Source organism: Flavobacterium araucananum (genome assembly GCF_002222055.1).
Taxonomy (GTDB): Bacteria; Bacteroidota; Bacteroidia; order Flavobacteriales; family Flavobacteriaceae; genus Flavobacterium; species Flavobacterium araucananum.
This window is the reverse complement of sequence record NZ_MUGS01000044.1, coordinates 41,276-57,402: the sequence shown is the minus strand read 5'-3', so window position 1 is coordinate 57,402 and position 16,127 is coordinate 41,276. Positions and strand designations below refer to the sequence as shown.

The window sequence follows — 16,127 nt, the reverse complement described above, 5'->3', positions numbered from 1 at the left end:
TAATTATACCCAACGGGTTAATAAATTATAATGTTCTTAAAAAAAAAGCCCGCATGGTTTAGGTGTCCTACGCTGCAAGAGCGTTGCGGTTGTTTCCAATACCATCACCATATCACACGGGCTAAAGTTTTTTTAATATCATGGTTTAACGTTTAGGACTGCGAAGATACCAAAAACCGCTGTATCTTGTAAGGTTTTTACATTGCTTATTGATTTTATTACTTCGCAATGATCGTTTAATCTCAATGCGCACTAATTTTACGGTTTTAAACTGCTTTATATCATTCTATTTGGGTGTTGACAAAGAAACCTGACAGGTTTTTAAAACCTGTTAGGTTTGCCATCGATTCTTTTGGAAAAAAAAGTTCTTATAAAAATATAAACCGCTACTCTAGCCCCGATGGCAGCGGCATCCTTTTTCTTTAAGCGATAGCAAAAAGAAAAAGATAAAGCGGACAGCGGGACAAAAGGTCTTTTGAAAATATTTCTTCTGCTCCTGAAAATAAAAATTAGACTGCGATAATAATAGTTTTGGCTAAATGTGTTGTTTGAATGTTGCGCAACTTTGTACTATAAAATTTATAGAGATGAAAATTATAATTACAGGTTCTTTAGGGAACATCAGCAAGCCATTGACACAGAAGTTAGTGCAAGAAGGGCATCAGGTTACGGTAATTAGCAGTAGCGATAATAAAAAAGCCGAAATTGAATCTTTGGGAGCTCACGCAGCCATTGGCTCTGTAGAAGATGTCGCTTTTTTGACCCAAATTTTTACAGGCGCAGACGCGGTTTATTGTATGATCCCGCGTGCCAATTATTTTGACCCCAATCTTGATCTGGACGCTTTTACCCGAAAAATTGGGAATAATTATGCGCAGGCAATCCAGAAATCAGCCGTGAAACGTGTGGTGTTTTTAAGCAGTATTGGCGCACATCTGGAACAAAACTCAGGAATTATTCAGCGTTACAATGAGATCGAAGGTGTTTTGAACAAACTTCAGGATGTTTCGATTACATTTATGCGTCCAACTTCTTTCTTTTATAATTTACTGGCTTATATACCAATGATTAAATTTCAGGGAATAATTGCTGCAAATTATGGTGCCGACAGGATGATTCCGTTTGTTTCTCCTAATGATATTGCCACAGCAATTGCCGAAGAATTAATTACTGAGCCAGACGGGAAAAATGTTCGTTATGTCGTAAGCGAAGAAGTTACAGGCGACGAAACTGCCCGAATTTTGGGAGAAGCCATAGGAAAACCAGATTTAAAATGGGTTTTAATCAGCGATGACGAAACCTTAAACGGTTTGGTAAATGTGGGTATGCAGCCTAAAATTGCGCAGGGATTGGTCGAGATGTACGCCGGACTTTACAATGGTTTATTGGGCGAAGATTACTCACGAAACAAACCAGCGGTTATGGGCAAAGTAAAACTGGCAGATTATGCTCCGGAATTTGCTGCAATCTTTAACCAGAAATAAGTACCTTAGGCTATGGCAAATAATCAACCACACCGCATAAAAACAATAAGCGAATTTCACGAATTTAGAGATTTGCCAAAACCTGAACATCCTTTGGTAAGCGTTTATAATTTTGAAGATCTTAAACGCTTAAACGAAGATGAACCCAAAAGTTTGCTGCTTGATTTTTATTCGATTGCCTTAAAACGCAGCCCAAATGCCAAGATGCGATACGGCCAGCAGGAATATGATTTTAACGAAGGTGTTTTGTTGTTTATTTCGCCCGGTCAGGTTTTTTCTATAGAGGGCAATGCGGAGTTGCAACATACAGGATGGGCATTAATTGTTCATCCTGATTTTTTGTGGAATACGCCACTGGCAAAAAAAATCAAACAATACGAGTATTTTGGTTATTCGGTTTATGAAGCTTTGCATCTTTCAGACAAAGAAGAGAAAATGATTATTGGCATCATGAAAAATATTCAGCAAGAATACCAATCGAATATCGACAAATTTAGTCAGGACGTAATTATTGCTCAAATCGAATTGCTGCTTACCTATGCTGAACGTTTTTATAACCGCCAGTTTATTACCAGAAAAATAAGCAATCATGAGATTCTGGCACGTTTAGAAATCTTACTCGAAGCCTATTTTGGCAGTCAGTCATTGTCTGTAAAAGGGTTGCCAAGCGTGCATTATATTGCCGAAACGTTGAATGTTACGCCCAATTATCTAAGTGGATTACTAAAATCGCTTACCGGTCAAAGCACACAACAACACATACACGATAAATTGATCGAAAAAGCCAAAGAAAAACTCTCAACAACAAACTTGTCAATAAGCGAAATTGCTTTTGATCTGGGTTTTGAACATCATCAATCTTTTAGCAAATTATTTAAAACCAAAACAAATGTTTCTCCAATAGAATTCAGACAATCTTTTAACTAAATACAAGTCATAATTTTAGTAAATTCGTTCTTCTAAAATAAAAATTATGAATTCTATTTTCAAGAATACGCTCGCCGTTATTATTGGTCTTTTTGTTGGAAGCGTTGTCAATATGGCAATTATCTTAATGAGTAGTTCCGTGATTCCGCCTCCAAACGGTGCTGACGTTACCACAATGGAAGGATTAAAAGCGACGATGCATTTGTTTGAACCCAAACATTTTATTTTTCCATTTTTAGCACATGCCATCGGGACTTTTGCAGGCGCTTTGACAACTGTATTAATTGCTGCCAGTCACCAAACAAAATTGGCCTTACTAATTGGCGCTTTCTTTTTATTAGGTGGTATTGTAAATGTATATACACTTCCTTCGCCTGTCTGGTTTTCTGCAATAGATTTAATTTTTGCTTATTTGCCAACAGCTTTTCTGGCAAGCAAACTGGTTCAGAAAAAGAAATTATAAAGGCATTTTTACAACAACAGATCTCAAAATAACAATGAAAAAAGTTGGACTTGTAGGCGGAATCAGCTGGATTTCGACAATTGATTATTATAAATTAATTAACGAAGGCGTAAATAAAAAGCTAGGCGGACTGCAATTTGCAGAGTGCCTGATTTATTCTATAAATTTTGGCGATTTACAGGAAAAGAGCTGGAAACAATCATACGAAATCTTATTGAATGCCTGCCTGAGTTTAAAGAAAAGCGGTGTCGATGCCCTTGTATTGTGCGCCAATACGGCACACATGTATGCTGACGAAATCGAAAAAGAAATTGGATTACCGTTGATTCACATCGGGACCGAAACTGCAAAAGCCATAACGCAGGAAAAAATTAAAACTGTTGGTCTTTTAGGAACTCAGTTTACAATGGAAATGGATTTTTATAAAGATCACCTCAAAAGTTTTGGCTTAGAGGTTCTTATTCCTGAAAAACAGGAAACCCGCGATTATATGCAACACGTGCTCAAAGAAGAACTAGGCAGAGGGATCGTCAATCCGGATTCTAAGCAAAATTATATCAACATTGCCAACGAACTCATTGCGCGCGGTGCTCAGGGTATTATTTTGGGTTGTACCGAAATTCCGTTATTGATGGATCAATCCCATTTTTCTATTCCTGTTTTTGATACCACAAAAATACATTCTGAAGCTATTGTAAACTTTATGCTGGGGTAAGATTAAGGTCTTCAGAATTATTATTGCCTAAAAAACGATGTGATTTTTAATTAGCCAAACGCCAATTTGCATTTATAAAATCGATGTTTTGATGTGTTAATAATTCTGAAATTATTGGTTAATTTTTGATTTTGCTACATACTTATTTTATAACTTAGTTAGCTTTTAAATTTTAAGATTATGACCAGGAAAGAAATAGCCCAAAATTTTTTAAATCTCGCTGCAAAAGGGCATTCACATGAAGCGTTTCGACTGTATGTAAGTAAAAAATTTAAACATCATAATGCTTATTTCAAAGGTGATGCCGATACTTTGATGCTGGCAATGGAAGAATCTACGAGAACAAACCCGAATAAAGTTTTTAAAATTCACCATATCCTCGAAGATGGAAATCTGGTTGCCGTACATTCTCATTTAAAACAAACTCCTGTTGATCTGGGTTTTGCCGTTGTGCATATTCTTAAATTTAAACTGGATAAAATTGTCGAATTCTGGGATTTAGGACAACCTATACCAAGAGAACCCATTAACGAAAACGGAATGTTCTAGATTTGTATACAGTTTTCAGTATTCAGTCGCAGTATTCAGTCGCAGTATTCAGTCGCAGTCGCAGCTTACAACCCAGACTGAAAACTGAGACTGAGACTGAATACTGAGACCGAGACCGAGACTGAAAACTGAGACCGGGACTGAAAACTTAAAAAAAACCTTTAAAAAAAATGAATTTTATTTCCAGATTTTGCTACTTCCTGCCTTTAGTTTTTATATTTTCAAATTGTAATTCTTTTGCTCAAAAAAAAGACAATTATTCTTTTCAGATTGATAGTCTGCTTAAAAATACCGAGCCGGTTTTTAATGGTGTTGTCCTGATTTCTAAAAACGGAAAAACCTTATATTCTAAAGTAGAAGGGTTTGCCAATTTTAATTCTAAAAAACCTTTGACAATCGATAGCCAATTCGAAATCATGTCAAATAGCAAACTAATTACTGCTGTTTTGATTTTGCTGGAAGTCGAAAAAGGAAAAATCGATCTTAACGCACCCATCAAAAAATATTTGCCGGAACTTACCCAAACCTGGGCAGATTCTATAACGGTTCATCAACTTTTAAACCATACACACGGCATCGTTGATTTGCAAAAACCATTGGCTTTTAGACCCGGAACTGATTTTAAATACGGGAATCTAAGTTTTAATTTGTTGGGTAAAATTGTCGAATTTACAACCCAAAAAAGTTATTCTGTAGTAGCCAATGCACTTTTCAGTAAGTTAAACATGAAAAATACCTTTGCCTATTCTCCCGCAAAAGCTTCAAATCTGGTTTCAGGGCATTATAATTCTAAAGGTATTTTTGAAGTAAAAAAAGATTCTCAGATTACACCCGAAACTTTAGGCGGAGATGGGATTGTTTCGACTGTAAAGGATTTGGCAATTTGGAATAATAATCTTCATAAAGCAAAAATTCTGAAACCTGAAACGTATCAGTTAATGCTAAAATATAATGTTTTGTCGCAACATAATTTCTTTGGTAAAGAAAAAGAAGGTTACGGTTACGGGATTCGGATTATCGAAAAAGACACCTTCAAATATATAGGTCACACAGGTCTGGGCGATGGATTTTCTTCTGTAAATTTGTATTTTCCGGAAAGCGATGTAAGTCTGATTGTTTTAGAAAATCAAATGAACGAGAATCCGGATTTGTTCTATGCTTCAGAATTTAAAATTAAAAATATTTTATTGAAAAGCGATTTGTTAACTCAAAAATAAAAAAGACATTGGCAAAGAATAAAACTACCAAAACCCAAAACAGTGTTGCTGATTTTATTAATGCTGTCGATGATGAAACAAAAAAAACACATTCCTCAAATTAAAAATTATCATGATTATTACCCTTATACTACTTTTAGTTGCAAGCCTTATTCTCTTTTTACAGCATCCGCAATTTGGTAAAAAACCTTCCGGAGCACGATTAGCCTTAATACAAAAATCACCACAATTCAAGAACGGAAAATTCGAAAACAGCTCTGCTACACCAGAACTTGCAGAAGGCTACAGCTACTTTACGGTAATTTCTGATTTTTTGTTTAAAAAAGTAAAACGAAAAATTCCAACAGACCTGATTCCGTCCCAAAAAACCAATTTACTCGAACTTTCTATCGATCAGGATATTCTGGTTTGGTTTGGACATTCGTCATATTACATTCAGCTTGAGGGAAAACGTTTTTTAATCGATCCCGTTTTTAGCGGCAACGCCTCACCTGTTCCAGGTACTACAAAATCGTTTAAAGGAACTGATATTTATACTGTCGATGATCTGCCGGAAATTGATTATTTACTGATTACACACGATCATTATGACCATCTGGATTATAAAACAATCCTGAAATTAAAGCCTAAAACAAAAAAAATAATCTGTGCCCTTGGTGTAGGTTCTCATTTTGAATTTTGGGGATTTGCAACTGAAAACATCATAGAAAAAGACTGGCATGAAAAAATAGAACTCGATCAGAACTTAACACTTTATACCACTCCGTCACGACATTTTTCCGGCAGAAGTTTTAAACGCTGCAATACCCTTTGGATGTCTTTTGTGCTGGAAACCAAAAATTTTAAAATGTACCTTGGCGGTGATAGCGGTTACGATACTCATTATGCAGAAATAGGTACTAAATTTGGTCCTTTTGATATTGCACTTATCGATAACGGACAATATAATCCTGCCTGGAAATACATTCATAATCTACCCGAAGATGTTATAAAAGCCATGACAGATATAAAAGCAAAAAGAGTGTTTCCGGTTCATTCTTCAAAATTTTCACTGTCACTTCATTCTTGGGACGAACCTCTAAAAAAAGTAACTGAATTAAACGCAGCCTCAGCAAACCCAATTCCGCTAATTACACCAATGATTGGGCAACTAGTCGAACTTAAAAACGAAAACCAGAAATTTGAACAATGGTGGAATGGGGTGGAATAAAGAATTAAGAGGAAAGAATAAAGATTAAAGAGTATAGAATAAAGATTATAGAATAAAGAGTAAAGAGTATAGAATAAAGAGGAAAGATTATAGATTGAATAACTGAAAACTGGGACTGCGACTGCGACTGCAACTGGGACTGCAACTGAAAACCGAAACTAAAAAATAAACCTTTGAAACTAAAAACAACTTTTTTTGCGATTGCTTTTTTGTTCACATTCAATATGTTTGCACAAGAGACCTATGTATTTTTAGGATCGTATAACCGTGATAAAGCGGCAGAATCTATTCAGGTTTATCAATTGGATCTGTCAAAGGGTAACCTGACCAAAGTAACTTCGGCAACGAATAGTATCAATCCATCGTATCTGACTTTATCACCCAACGGAAAATATGTTTATGCCTGTACGGATACCAAAACGCCAAATGCAGGAAGTGTGAGTAGTTTTGAATTTAATCCCAAAAATAAAACCCTTACTTTTTTAAACAAACAATCCAGTGGTGGAGAAAATCCGGTTTATCTGTCTGTTCATAAAAACGGCAAATGGCTTGTAAATGGTAATTATACTGAAGGTAGTGTCTCCGTTCATCCATTACTCGAAAATGGTCAGATTGATTCGCTTACACAAAATTTTCAGTATGCAGACGGGAGCGTAAATAAAGAACGACAAACAAAATCACACGTGCATTCGACCGTATTTTCGCCTCAAAACGATTACTTGTTTCTGCCTGATTTAGGTGCTGATAAAATTCGCTGTTATCATTTTGATGAAACTTTAAAGCAACCTCTTACAGAAACGAATATTCCGTTTACAAAAACCGATTTAGAAGCCGGACCCAGGCATTTTACTTTTCATCCTAATGAAAAATTCGGGTATTGCATCGAAGAAATGACTGGATCCATAAGTGTTTATCAATACCAAAACGGAACCTTAAAACAAATCCAGCGCATAAATACGCATCCCGATACTATAACAACGGGTTTTGAAAGTTCAGATATTCATATTTCGCCGGACGGAAAATTTTTGTACGCTACAAATCGCGGAAAAGAAAACAATATCGCTATTTTTTCTATTGCCAAAAATGGTCTCTTGAAAAATATTGGCTATCAATCGACTTTAGGAAATCATCCGAGAATTTTTGCCATTGATGAAAGTGGAAAATTTCTAATTGCAACCAATGTCATTTCCGGAAACGTAATAGTCTTTGAAAGAAATACAAAAACAGGATTGCTTAAAAAAGTGGGAAATGAAATTAAAATGGAGAATGTTTCCTGTGTGCAGATCAAAAGGATTTAAATTTTTATTTTAAATTCGTGGCCATTCGTGCAATTCATGGCAAACAAAAACTATAAAAACTCTGAAAAATGAATAATTCTGAATTTAACTTACAACCTGCGCTTCTCGAAGACGAAATTACAAAATTAGTTCCGTTGCAGGAAAGTGATTTTGATGCCCTTTATAAAGTCGCTTCAGACCCCTTGATTTGGGAACAACACCCCATGAAAGACCGATATAAAATAGAAGTTTTCCGCTCTTTTTTTGATGCGGCCATCAACTCAAAAAGTGCCTTTTTGATTTTAGATAAAAAAACAAATGAAATTGTTGGCAACACCCGTTATTATGATTACAATCCGGAGAGATCCAGCATTGCAATTGGTTTTACCTTTATTGCCCGAAAATTTTGGGGCGGATTATACAATAAATCCAATAAAAAACTATTGATAGATTATGCTTTTCAACATGTCGATTCGATATTATTTCATATTGGTGCAGATAATATTCGTTCGCAAAAAGCAGTAGCAAAACTGGGCGGTTTAAAAGTTGCCGAAATGAATGTTACCAGCAATGGCGTTGATATCCCGCATTTTGAATATGAGTTGAAGGCTGAAAATTATGAATTATAAAAAATCCATTCATAATTCATAATTCATAATTCATAATTCATAATTAATATGCATTTTACTTTTAAAAATTAAACAATGAAAAGAATAACCGTTTTTTGCGGATCAAGTTTTGGTACCGAAGAAATTTACAAAGAACAAGCGACTTTACTTGGGCAAACACTTGCCAAACAAAATATAGAACTGGTTTATGGCGGAGCAAACGTAGGTTTGATGGGTGCTGTAGCTGATGGAGTTTTAAACAATGGCGGAAAAGCAATTGGGGTTCTACCCAACTTTTTAAGATCAAAAGAAATTGCACATCTTGGTTTAACCGAATTAATTTTGGTGGAAAGTATGCACGAAAGAAAAACCAAAATGAATGATTTATGCGATGGTGTAATTGCTCTTCCTGGTGGTTTTGGAACACTCGAAGAACTTTTTGAAATGCTGACCTGGGCACAATTAGGCTTACACAAAAAACCAATCGCTATATTGAACATTAATGGATTTTATGATTCTCTGATCGAATTAACCAAAGTTATGGTCGAAAAAGGTTTATTGAAAGATGTTAATCAACAAATGCTTTTGGTAAGTGATGATATTGATGATTTATTGAATCAAATGAAAAATTATGTTCCGCCAACCGTTGGAAAATGGATTGATACCAAAAAAGTTTAAAACTACCTGATTATTCTATTTTTTAAACTGTTTTTTATAGTCACTTGGATTCAATCCTGTATATTTTTTAAACAACCGATTCAAGTGACTTGCATCGCTAAAACCAAATTCATAAACGATCTCATTGATTTGCATATTGGTAAATTTTAATCTCGTTTCGATGAGTTTAATTTTGTAGGCAATCGTATATTGTTGGATACTTTGTCCGGTTTTAGTCTTAAAATATTCACTGATATAAGTAGGTGAGATATTAAATTCCATTGCCATTTTTTGTGCTTTTAAGGCTTCCGGTCGATAAATATTCTGGTGCACATAATTAAGTAAATCCAAACTTGGTTCTGCATTCGCCGGAGCAACTGCCAGCGGTGCAATAAGCGATATATTTCTGGCAGCAATGGTTATTATAGTATTCAAAATTTGCCTGATTACTTCTTGCTGCTGCGGAAAATTAGTGTTCTCTTCTCGAATCAAAGCTTCGATCATGGCTCGTAACAAAGGTTTATCCGAAACGGTTTTCAAAATACAACCCGGCAGATGATTGTGGTTATGAAAAATAAATTCTAATTTCTGAATCCAATTGTTGCTTTGCGTTTTAAGATAACTGTCCTGAAACCTGATAAAGAAAAACTTAGTCTTTTCGATAACTTCAAAACTGTGTGTATCCTGCGGGAAAATTAAAAACAGTTTGTCGCAGGCATAAGGCAATCTATGATCGTTAATAATCTGAACTCCTTTTCCTTCCAGAATAAAAACCATTTCAAAAAACGTGTTCTTGCGCTCCTTAGGTTCATATTCAAGAACTTCTAAAAACTGAAGCTCGAAAGGATGGTATAAGTTTCTAATTTCCATAATTCAAAAATACAAATTATTCCAATGATTGTACAAATTTAAAAAAGGCATTCTTCTCAACTTTGTATTATAAAATCATACAAAATATGGAAACAACCTCCTTTTTATTAGTACGTCTTGCTATTGCCATAAGCATGTTTGGGCACGGGCTTGTGCGGCTCCCTAAATTAACCACTTTTAGCAATTGGATGATTGGCAGTTTCAAAAATTCTATGCTGCCTAAATTCATCGTAACACCTTTTAGCTACATTTTACCAATAGCAGAATTTAGTATTGGTTTACTACTTTTATTAGGTTTATTTACAAAACCTTCCCTGATAGCCGGAGGATTTGTCATGCTGGCTTTATTATTTGGGACCGCTATGATAGAGAACTGGGAAGCAGTTCCTTCGCAATTAATTCATATTGCTTTTTTTGCCTTATTACTACATTTTATTGATTCGAATAGTTGGGCAATTGATTTATTAATTAAAAAATAAGAACATGAGTTCCAGAAGAAATTTTATAAAACAAACAGGAATTATTGGAATGGTGGGAATGATCAATCCAATAGAAACATTCTCTGAAGTATCAAAAACAGAATCATTTTTAACGCCCCAAAAAGCAAAATGGGCAGATGGTTCACGATTAGTAGTTTCGATTTCGATGCAATTTGAAGCTGGCGGACAACCGGAAAATGCCGAAAGTCCGTTTCCTCAAAACATCCAAAAAGGATATATCGATTTGCCTGCTGCAACGTGGTATAATTACGGTTATAAAGAAGGGATTCCGCGTATGCTGGACAATTGGGATAAACTGGGCATAAAAGTGACTTCGCACATGGTAGGAACCGCCGTTTTGAAAAATCCGGAACTCGCCAAAGAAATTGTACAACGAGGACACGAAGCTGCAGCGCACGGCATGAATTGGAGCACTCAATATACAATGCCCTACGACGAAGAAAAGAAATTTATAAAAGATGGTGTCGATGCCATCAAAAATGTAACAGGATTTACCGCTGTTGGTTATAATGCAAACTGGCTGCGCCGCGGCACAAACACGCTCAATATCCTGCAGGAACTTGGGTTTAAATATCATATCGACGATATAAGCCGAGATGAACCTTTTATTATTCAGGTAAAAAATAAAGATTTTGCCGTAGTTCCCTATACGCTCCGATGTAATGATATCGTTTTGATCGAGGGAAAAAACTTTTCGGCTGATCAGTTTTTAAATCAGGTCAAAATGGAATTTGACCAATTGTATGCAGAAAGTGAAACACAACGCAGACAAATGTCGATTAGTTTTCACGATCGTATTGGCGGAACTCCACAAATGGTAAAAGCAGCAAACAATCTTGTTCGATACATGCAACAACATAAAGGTGTGAGCTTTAAACGTAAAGATGAAATTGCCGAAATGGCGCTGAACGATAAAACAACTATAAGAGAATAACAATGTTCTTTTTAGATTTTAAATTCCATACAGGTAAAAACTTGTATGGAATATGTTATTTTACTAACAGCAACGACTACTGTATTGCAGGAAAATAAAAAGATTGTAATCGAATGGGGAAATCCTGATGAAACGACTATAGTCGAATGGGTTTTTACTGCGCTAAACGAAAATGAAACTTTTGTAAGCATTACCAATTCCGGTTTAAAAGGAGATTCAGACAAAATAATCGATCAGGTACGCAATTCAACAGAAGGTTTTACGTTAGTTTTAGCTGGAGCAAAAGCATATTTGGAGCATAACATTCAATTGAATTTGGTTCTGGATAGATTCCCAAAAGGATTGGCATAGAAACGTTTCCTGTTTCATATTTCAAGTTCGCCGCCAAACCTGTAAAAAAAACACTAATTTGATATGGATTTAACGGAACATTATAAGCAACTTTACAAAACATCTTCTGAAGCAATTTTAGCAGGGAATTATAACGTTGATACACAAATAAATGATGCATCAGATTCCCGATTTGGAATCACGTTGCTCATTCGCCCAAGCGAAAGTATTAAAGCAAATATTCAGTTGTTTCTAGAAGAGTTAAAAGCAATTGATCCCAATCAGTATTATTATCCGGATTCAGACCTGCATATTACCGTAATGTCGATTATTTCCTGTTATAAGGATTTTACTTTAGACAAAATCAATATTAGGGACTATACAGATGTAATTCAGCAAAGTCTGGTGCATTTAGATAAAATTAAAATTGAATTTCGAGGCGTTACAGCTTCGCCTTCTGCGGTAATGATTCAAGGTTTTCCAACCAATAAATCTTTGGATAATTTTAGAAATAAACTGAGAGAGAATTTTAGAAAATCAGCTTTACAACAAAGTATCGATAGCCGTTATGCCATTGCAACAGCACATTCTACTGTTTTAAGATTTCAGGAAAAAATTCAGGATTCTGCCAAATTAATACAAGTTGTCGAAAAATTTCGCGATTATAATTTTGGAGAATTCACCGTCGAAAATCTGGAATTAGTTTATAATGATTGGTATCAGCGTGAAAGTAATACAATTCATTTAGCAAAGTTTATGATATGATTTGTTTTTACCTTTTTTTGCCACGAATTTCACTAATTTCCATTAATTGAAATACGCTTAAATTTTATGTCAATTTGAACAAAATTCGTGTTCATTTGCGAAATTCGTGACAAAAAATTATTTATTAAACTTCCCAAAATGCCATAATACACCGGATGGGTCGTGCAAAAAACATTCACTTCCCCAATCAAGATGGCGTGTTGGCGTTAATTTTACACCGTATTTCTCTGTTAGATTGAGTTTCAAAAGTTCCTTATAGTAGTAGTCAACATCCTCGACTTCCAGAAAAATCATAGTGTTTTCGTTCCAGCTTTTATCATAATAATCCTGAAGATAAAAAGCCAAATCTCCGGTTTTAAAAACAGAAAAGTTGGGTTCTAAAACGCCTTCTTCAAAGCCCAGATCGCGATAAAAACTTCTGGAGATCTCAAAATCTTTAGCTCCAATAAAAGGTCTGATTGATGTTGCTTTGTGTTTCATAATTTTCAAATTTATCAAATCTCAAAACCAAGTTTTATTTATCAAAACCAAGTTGCTTTCTCAAGTCCAGATTTAAACTATATTGTTCCTGAATGGGAATTATTTTTCTGGAACTTTTATTAATATCACTTCCTTCATCTGTCCAGAGAAACGGGAAAAAATTAAAAACTTCATCCCCTTTTAATTTTGAAACCTCTTCTCTCCACCCCTTCCATCTGTTGCCTTGATAAAACTTATCTAAATCATTATTAAAACAAAATTCCAAAAATTCAGAATACGTAATATCGAGTTGTTCATATTCCAGATTATCAGGAGAAAAATAATAAACCTTCCCTAAATCAGCTCCTAATCCACCACCGTTCAAAAGATAAAAACCTCCAATTGCGTCATCTGCAATTAAGAAAAAGGATGGCGTTTCGCCAAATTCTTTAAATGATTTTCCTTTGTTCCAGTCCGGAAGTGTACGGTCAAATTTTGAATTTCCGGAACCCAGGATTCGAATCCAGCCATCATCGACTAAAAGACCTCCTGTCATAAAAATAATTGCTCCCATTGGCGAATGGGTTGTAACTTGTGTTTTATATAAGGCGTCTTTTGCTTTTACAGCATCAACGGGTAAAACTTCTACTTTGTTTTTTGCCGTTTTAATCCAGTCTTCGACAGTTGCCCAAGCGGGGTCTTTTTTGTCAATAAGTTCTTCAGCGGTTTTCATTTTGTTTTGTGCCGTTATTGTAAAAGTTAAAAATAGCAATGTAATTAAGGGAAACTTGAGTGTCATTAATTCAATTGTAAATAATTATTTTATACTAGTTTTTCTTCAAAATATTCCCCAAACCTCTACCAATTTGTTCAATGGCTTCAAGACCTTTTGTCAATGGAGTTGCCGTAAAATCTTCGTAAGCATCCATCGAAGTTCCTTTGCGGTCGTCTTGTGCATAAACCAAAATCAGATTGTTTTCACTGAATGATTTTTCGAATTTCTGAGGCAATTTATCAAAAATAGATTGGTATGAAACAGAACCTTTTCGGGATAAATTAAAAACGATCAAATCGGTTGGTTTAATCTCGTCTGAAATAGCTTCAAAATCATCCCAATCCATAATGCTTTTAAAGCCTAATTTTGGATTTAATTTTAAATTTGTAGCAATTTGTTGAATCGTTTGGTGCGTTTTATATTCACCATAAATCACAATCGGAATACTTAATTCCTGCGACAAACGGCAGATTTTTTGTAGCAAAAGATGAAATCCTACTCCTCTTTCAGAAAATGGCGGACATATAAAAACCAGTCTTTTTTCTTCTATAAATGTTTTTTGAAATCTGCAAATGAATAAACTTTTATCGACATTGTTGATAATTGAATCTACGTTTTCTCCAAAAATTTTATCCAGAAAACCTGTTTTTCTAGGCCATCCTACAATCACAATATCCGACATGATTTCTTTTGAAGTCCTGGCAATTCCGCTCGCCGGATTATGATCAATTCTGGCAATCGTATTGATCTTAACTTCTGAAGCCGATGCCTGAATGACAAATTTATCCACTGCTTTTCGATATTTTAAAATATTTTTTTCGGCCTGATCGTTATTCGGAACAATCGTTAACAAGGTTACCGGATTAGCTGATTTTTTATCTTTTATCAAAAGCGCAAAATCTAATAAAGTGGCTGTTGCCGAAGTTTTGGCTAACGGGATCATGATATGTTCGTCTAAAATCTGGTCGCTATTTGCTTCTTCATGTGACACTTCTTCTTCGCAAATCGCAATTTTTTTAGCTGCTTTTTCAGTAGCAAAAGAAGCCACAATACAAGTAATTAAAATTAAGATGATCGTACCGTTTAAGATATTTTCGTCCAGGATCTTAGCTTTAAATCCCACCAGAATAACGGCCAGAGTTGCCGCTGCGTGTGCACTGCTTAATCCAAAAATAAGTTGTCTTTCTGTCTTTGTATATTTAAAAACAATCTGAGTAAAAAAGGCTGCAATCCATTTTCCAAAAATAGCAACAACACTCAAAGTTCCTGCAACGATCAATGCTGTTGGTCCGCTTAAAATTACACTAATATCTACCAGCATCCCTACAGAAATCAGGAAAAAAGGGATAAATAATGAATTCCCGATAAACTCAATTCTGTTCATCAAAGCAGATGAATGCGGAATTAGAGGATTTAGCGCTAAACCGGCAACGAAAGCTCCAATAATAGGCTCTACTCCTGCTACTTCGGCAAGAAATGCAGCGAAGAAAACTACAGAAAGCACAAAAATATAATGAGCGTGTTTCTCGCTTTCGAGTTTTTTAAAGAACCATTTTGCAATCCTTGGGATCACCAAAAACATAATAGCGGAGAAAATTGCCAATGAAACCGTTAGTTTTATCCAGAAAGCCTGATTCAGATTTCCCTGACTGCTTCCCATAATTACCGCCAGAATAATCAAAACAGCTGTATCTGTCAAGATAGTTCCTCCAACCGTTATAGCAACTGCCTGATTTTTTGCGATACCCAGTTTGCTCACAATTGGGTATGCTACTAAAGTGTGGGTTGCAAACATACTTGCGGTTAAGAAACTGGCATTAAAATCGTAGTTTAATAAATAGAAACAAACCGGAAATCCAATCGATAAAGGAAAAATAAAAGTAAAAAAACCAAATAGTAAACTCTTATTTCTGTTGGCCTTAAATTCATTCATATCCAGTTCCAGACCTGCAATAAACATAATATACAAAAGTCCGATTGTCGAAAATAAATCTACTGCTGAGTTTTTTGCCAGAATATTAAGTCCATGTGGCCCAATGATTACGCCCGAAATAATAAGACCGATAATCCCCGGAATATTTATTTTTTTAAGTAAAATAGGCGACAAGAGAATAATGAAAAGTATTAACGAAAAAATCAATACTGGGTTTGTAAGTGGTAATTCGAATTCTTGTAAAAAATGCTTGAAAAATTCTATCATAATGTAATTTTATCTTCTTTGTGGTATTTTAATTTTTCGCAAAAAGTGGTATTTCAATTAAAATGAGATCTCAGAAGTTATGGTTGACCGATTTATTCTAAAGCTAAAAAAAATCGGATTCTTTAGTGATTGCTTCATTACAAAAATACCTAAAAAAAATGCGAACTTCTCACGAAAACCGCATATT

General features: G+C 35.0%; 18 protein-coding genes. 14 read left to right on the top strand and 4 right to left on the bottom strand.

Annotation, left to right across the window (positions count from 1 at the left end; genetic code table 11):
- Window positions 1-587: 587 nt before the first annotated feature.
- The 10 genes from B0A64_RS18630 to B0A64_RS18585 all read left to right on the top strand — a co-directional run bounded on the left by B0A64_RS18630 (window position 588) and on the right by B0A64_RS18585 (window position 9,128).
- Window positions 588-1,484, top strand: coding sequence for an NAD(P)H-binding protein (locus B0A64_RS18630; protein WP_089481006.1), 897 nt, complete (start codon window positions 588-590; stop codon window positions 1,482-1,484).
- A gap of 12 nt (window positions 1,485-1,496) precedes the next feature.
- Window positions 1,497-2,411 (top strand): helix-turn-helix domain-containing protein, encoded by a 915-nt coding sequence (locus B0A64_RS18625; RefSeq protein WP_089481005.1) that lies wholly within the window; start codon window positions 1,497-1,499, stop codon window positions 2,409-2,411.
- Between the two features lie 46 nt (window positions 2,412-2,457).
- Window positions 2,458-2,874, top strand: coding sequence for a hypothetical protein (locus B0A64_RS18620; RefSeq protein ID WP_089481004.1), 417 nt, complete (start codon window positions 2,458-2,460; stop codon window positions 2,872-2,874).
- Window positions 2,875-2,908: 34 nt separating this feature from the next.
- On the top strand, window positions 2,909-3,589 hold the full coding sequence (locus B0A64_RS18615) for an aspartate/glutamate racemase family protein (protein ID WP_089481003.1): 681 nt from the start codon (window positions 2,909-2,911) through the stop codon (window positions 3,587-3,589).
- 180 nt (window positions 3,590-3,769) lie between these two features.
- Window positions 3,770-4,138 carry a nuclear transport factor 2 family protein gene (locus B0A64_RS18610; protein WP_089481002.1) on the top strand — a complete coding sequence of 123 codons (369 nt, stop codon included), beginning with the start codon at window positions 3,770-3,772 and terminating at the stop codon, window positions 4,136-4,138.
- A gap of 170 nt (window positions 4,139-4,308) precedes the next feature.
- On the top strand, window positions 4,309-5,355 hold the full coding sequence (locus B0A64_RS18605) for a serine hydrolase domain-containing protein (RefSeq protein WP_089481001.1): 1,047 nt from the start codon (window positions 4,309-4,311) through the stop codon (window positions 5,353-5,355).
- Window positions 5,356-5,467: 112 nt separating this feature from the next.
- Complete coding sequence (locus B0A64_RS18600; RefSeq protein ID WP_089481000.1) at window positions 5,468-6,565, top strand: MBL fold metallo-hydrolase; 1,098 nt, start codon at window positions 5,468-5,470, stop codon at window positions 6,563-6,565.
- 173 nt (window positions 6,566-6,738) lie between these two features.
- Window positions 6,739-7,863 carry a lactonase family protein gene (locus tag B0A64_RS18595; protein ID WP_394338355.1) on the top strand — a complete coding sequence of 375 codons (1,125 nt, stop codon included), beginning with the start codon at window positions 6,739-6,741 and terminating at the stop codon, window positions 7,861-7,863.
- 68 nt (window positions 7,864-7,931) lie between these two features.
- On the top strand, window positions 7,932-8,471 hold the full coding sequence (locus B0A64_RS18590; RefSeq protein ID WP_089480998.1) for a GNAT family N-acetyltransferase: 540 nt from the start codon (window positions 7,932-7,934) through the stop codon (window positions 8,469-8,471).
- A 75-nt stretch (window positions 8,472-8,546) separates the two neighbouring features.
- Window positions 8,547-9,128 (top strand): LOG family protein, encoded by a 582-nt coding sequence (locus tag B0A64_RS18585; protein WP_089480997.1) that lies wholly within the window; start codon window positions 8,547-8,549, stop codon window positions 9,126-9,128.
- A gap of 15 nt (window positions 9,129-9,143) precedes the next feature.
- Here B0A64_RS18585 and B0A64_RS18580 read toward each other — a convergent pair whose 3' ends face one another.
- Complete coding sequence (locus B0A64_RS18580; protein WP_089480996.1) at window positions 9,144-9,977, bottom strand: helix-turn-helix domain-containing protein; 834 nt, start codon at window positions 9,975-9,977, stop codon at window positions 9,144-9,146.
- Window positions 9,978-10,063: 86 nt separating this feature from the next.
- On the opposite strand from B0A64_RS18580, the gene B0A64_RS18575 reads away from it, so the two are divergent.
- The 4 genes from B0A64_RS18575 to B0A64_RS18560 all read left to right on the top strand — a co-directional run bounded on the left by B0A64_RS18575 (window position 10,064) and on the right by B0A64_RS18560 (window position 12,506).
- Window positions 10,064-10,456 carry a DoxX family membrane protein gene (locus B0A64_RS18575; RefSeq protein WP_089480995.1) on the top strand — a complete coding sequence of 131 codons (393 nt, stop codon included), beginning with the start codon at window positions 10,064-10,066 and terminating at the stop codon, window positions 10,454-10,456.
- Window positions 10,457-10,460: 4 nt separating this feature from the next.
- Window positions 10,461-11,411 (top strand): polysaccharide deacetylase family protein, encoded by a 951-nt coding sequence (locus B0A64_RS18570; RefSeq protein WP_089480994.1) that lies wholly within the window; start codon window positions 10,461-10,463, stop codon window positions 11,409-11,411.
- A gap of 45 nt (window positions 11,412-11,456) precedes the next feature.
- Window positions 11,457-11,762 (top strand): SRPBCC family protein, encoded by a 306-nt coding sequence (locus B0A64_RS18565; protein ID WP_244285448.1) that lies wholly within the window; start codon window positions 11,457-11,459, stop codon window positions 11,760-11,762.
- A gap of 63 nt (window positions 11,763-11,825) precedes the next feature.
- Complete coding sequence (locus tag B0A64_RS18560) at window positions 11,826-12,506, top strand: 2'-5' RNA ligase family protein (protein ID WP_089480993.1); 681 nt, start codon at window positions 11,826-11,828, stop codon at window positions 12,504-12,506.
- Between the two features lie 117 nt (window positions 12,507-12,623).
- Here B0A64_RS18560 and B0A64_RS18555 read toward each other — a convergent pair whose 3' ends face one another.
- The 3 genes from B0A64_RS18555 to B0A64_RS18545 are packed head-to-tail and all read right to left on the bottom strand — an operon-like array spanning window position 12,624 to window position 15,940.
- Window positions 12,624-12,986: a VOC family protein gene (locus tag B0A64_RS18555; RefSeq protein ID WP_089480992.1), complete on the bottom strand. Its 363-nt coding sequence runs from the start codon at window positions 12,984-12,986 to the stop codon at window positions 12,624-12,626.
- A gap of 34 nt (window positions 12,987-13,020) precedes the next feature.
- Window positions 13,021-13,764 (bottom strand): DUF2625 domain-containing protein, encoded by a 744-nt coding sequence (locus B0A64_RS18550; protein WP_208863551.1) that lies wholly within the window; start codon window positions 13,762-13,764, stop codon window positions 13,021-13,023.
- Window positions 13,765-13,792: 28 nt separating this feature from the next.
- Window positions 13,793-15,940, bottom strand: coding sequence for a cation:proton antiporter (locus tag B0A64_RS18545; RefSeq protein ID WP_089480991.1), 2,148 nt, complete (start codon window positions 15,938-15,940; stop codon window positions 13,793-13,795).
- Between the last annotated feature and the right edge of the window lie 187 nt (window positions 15,941-16,127).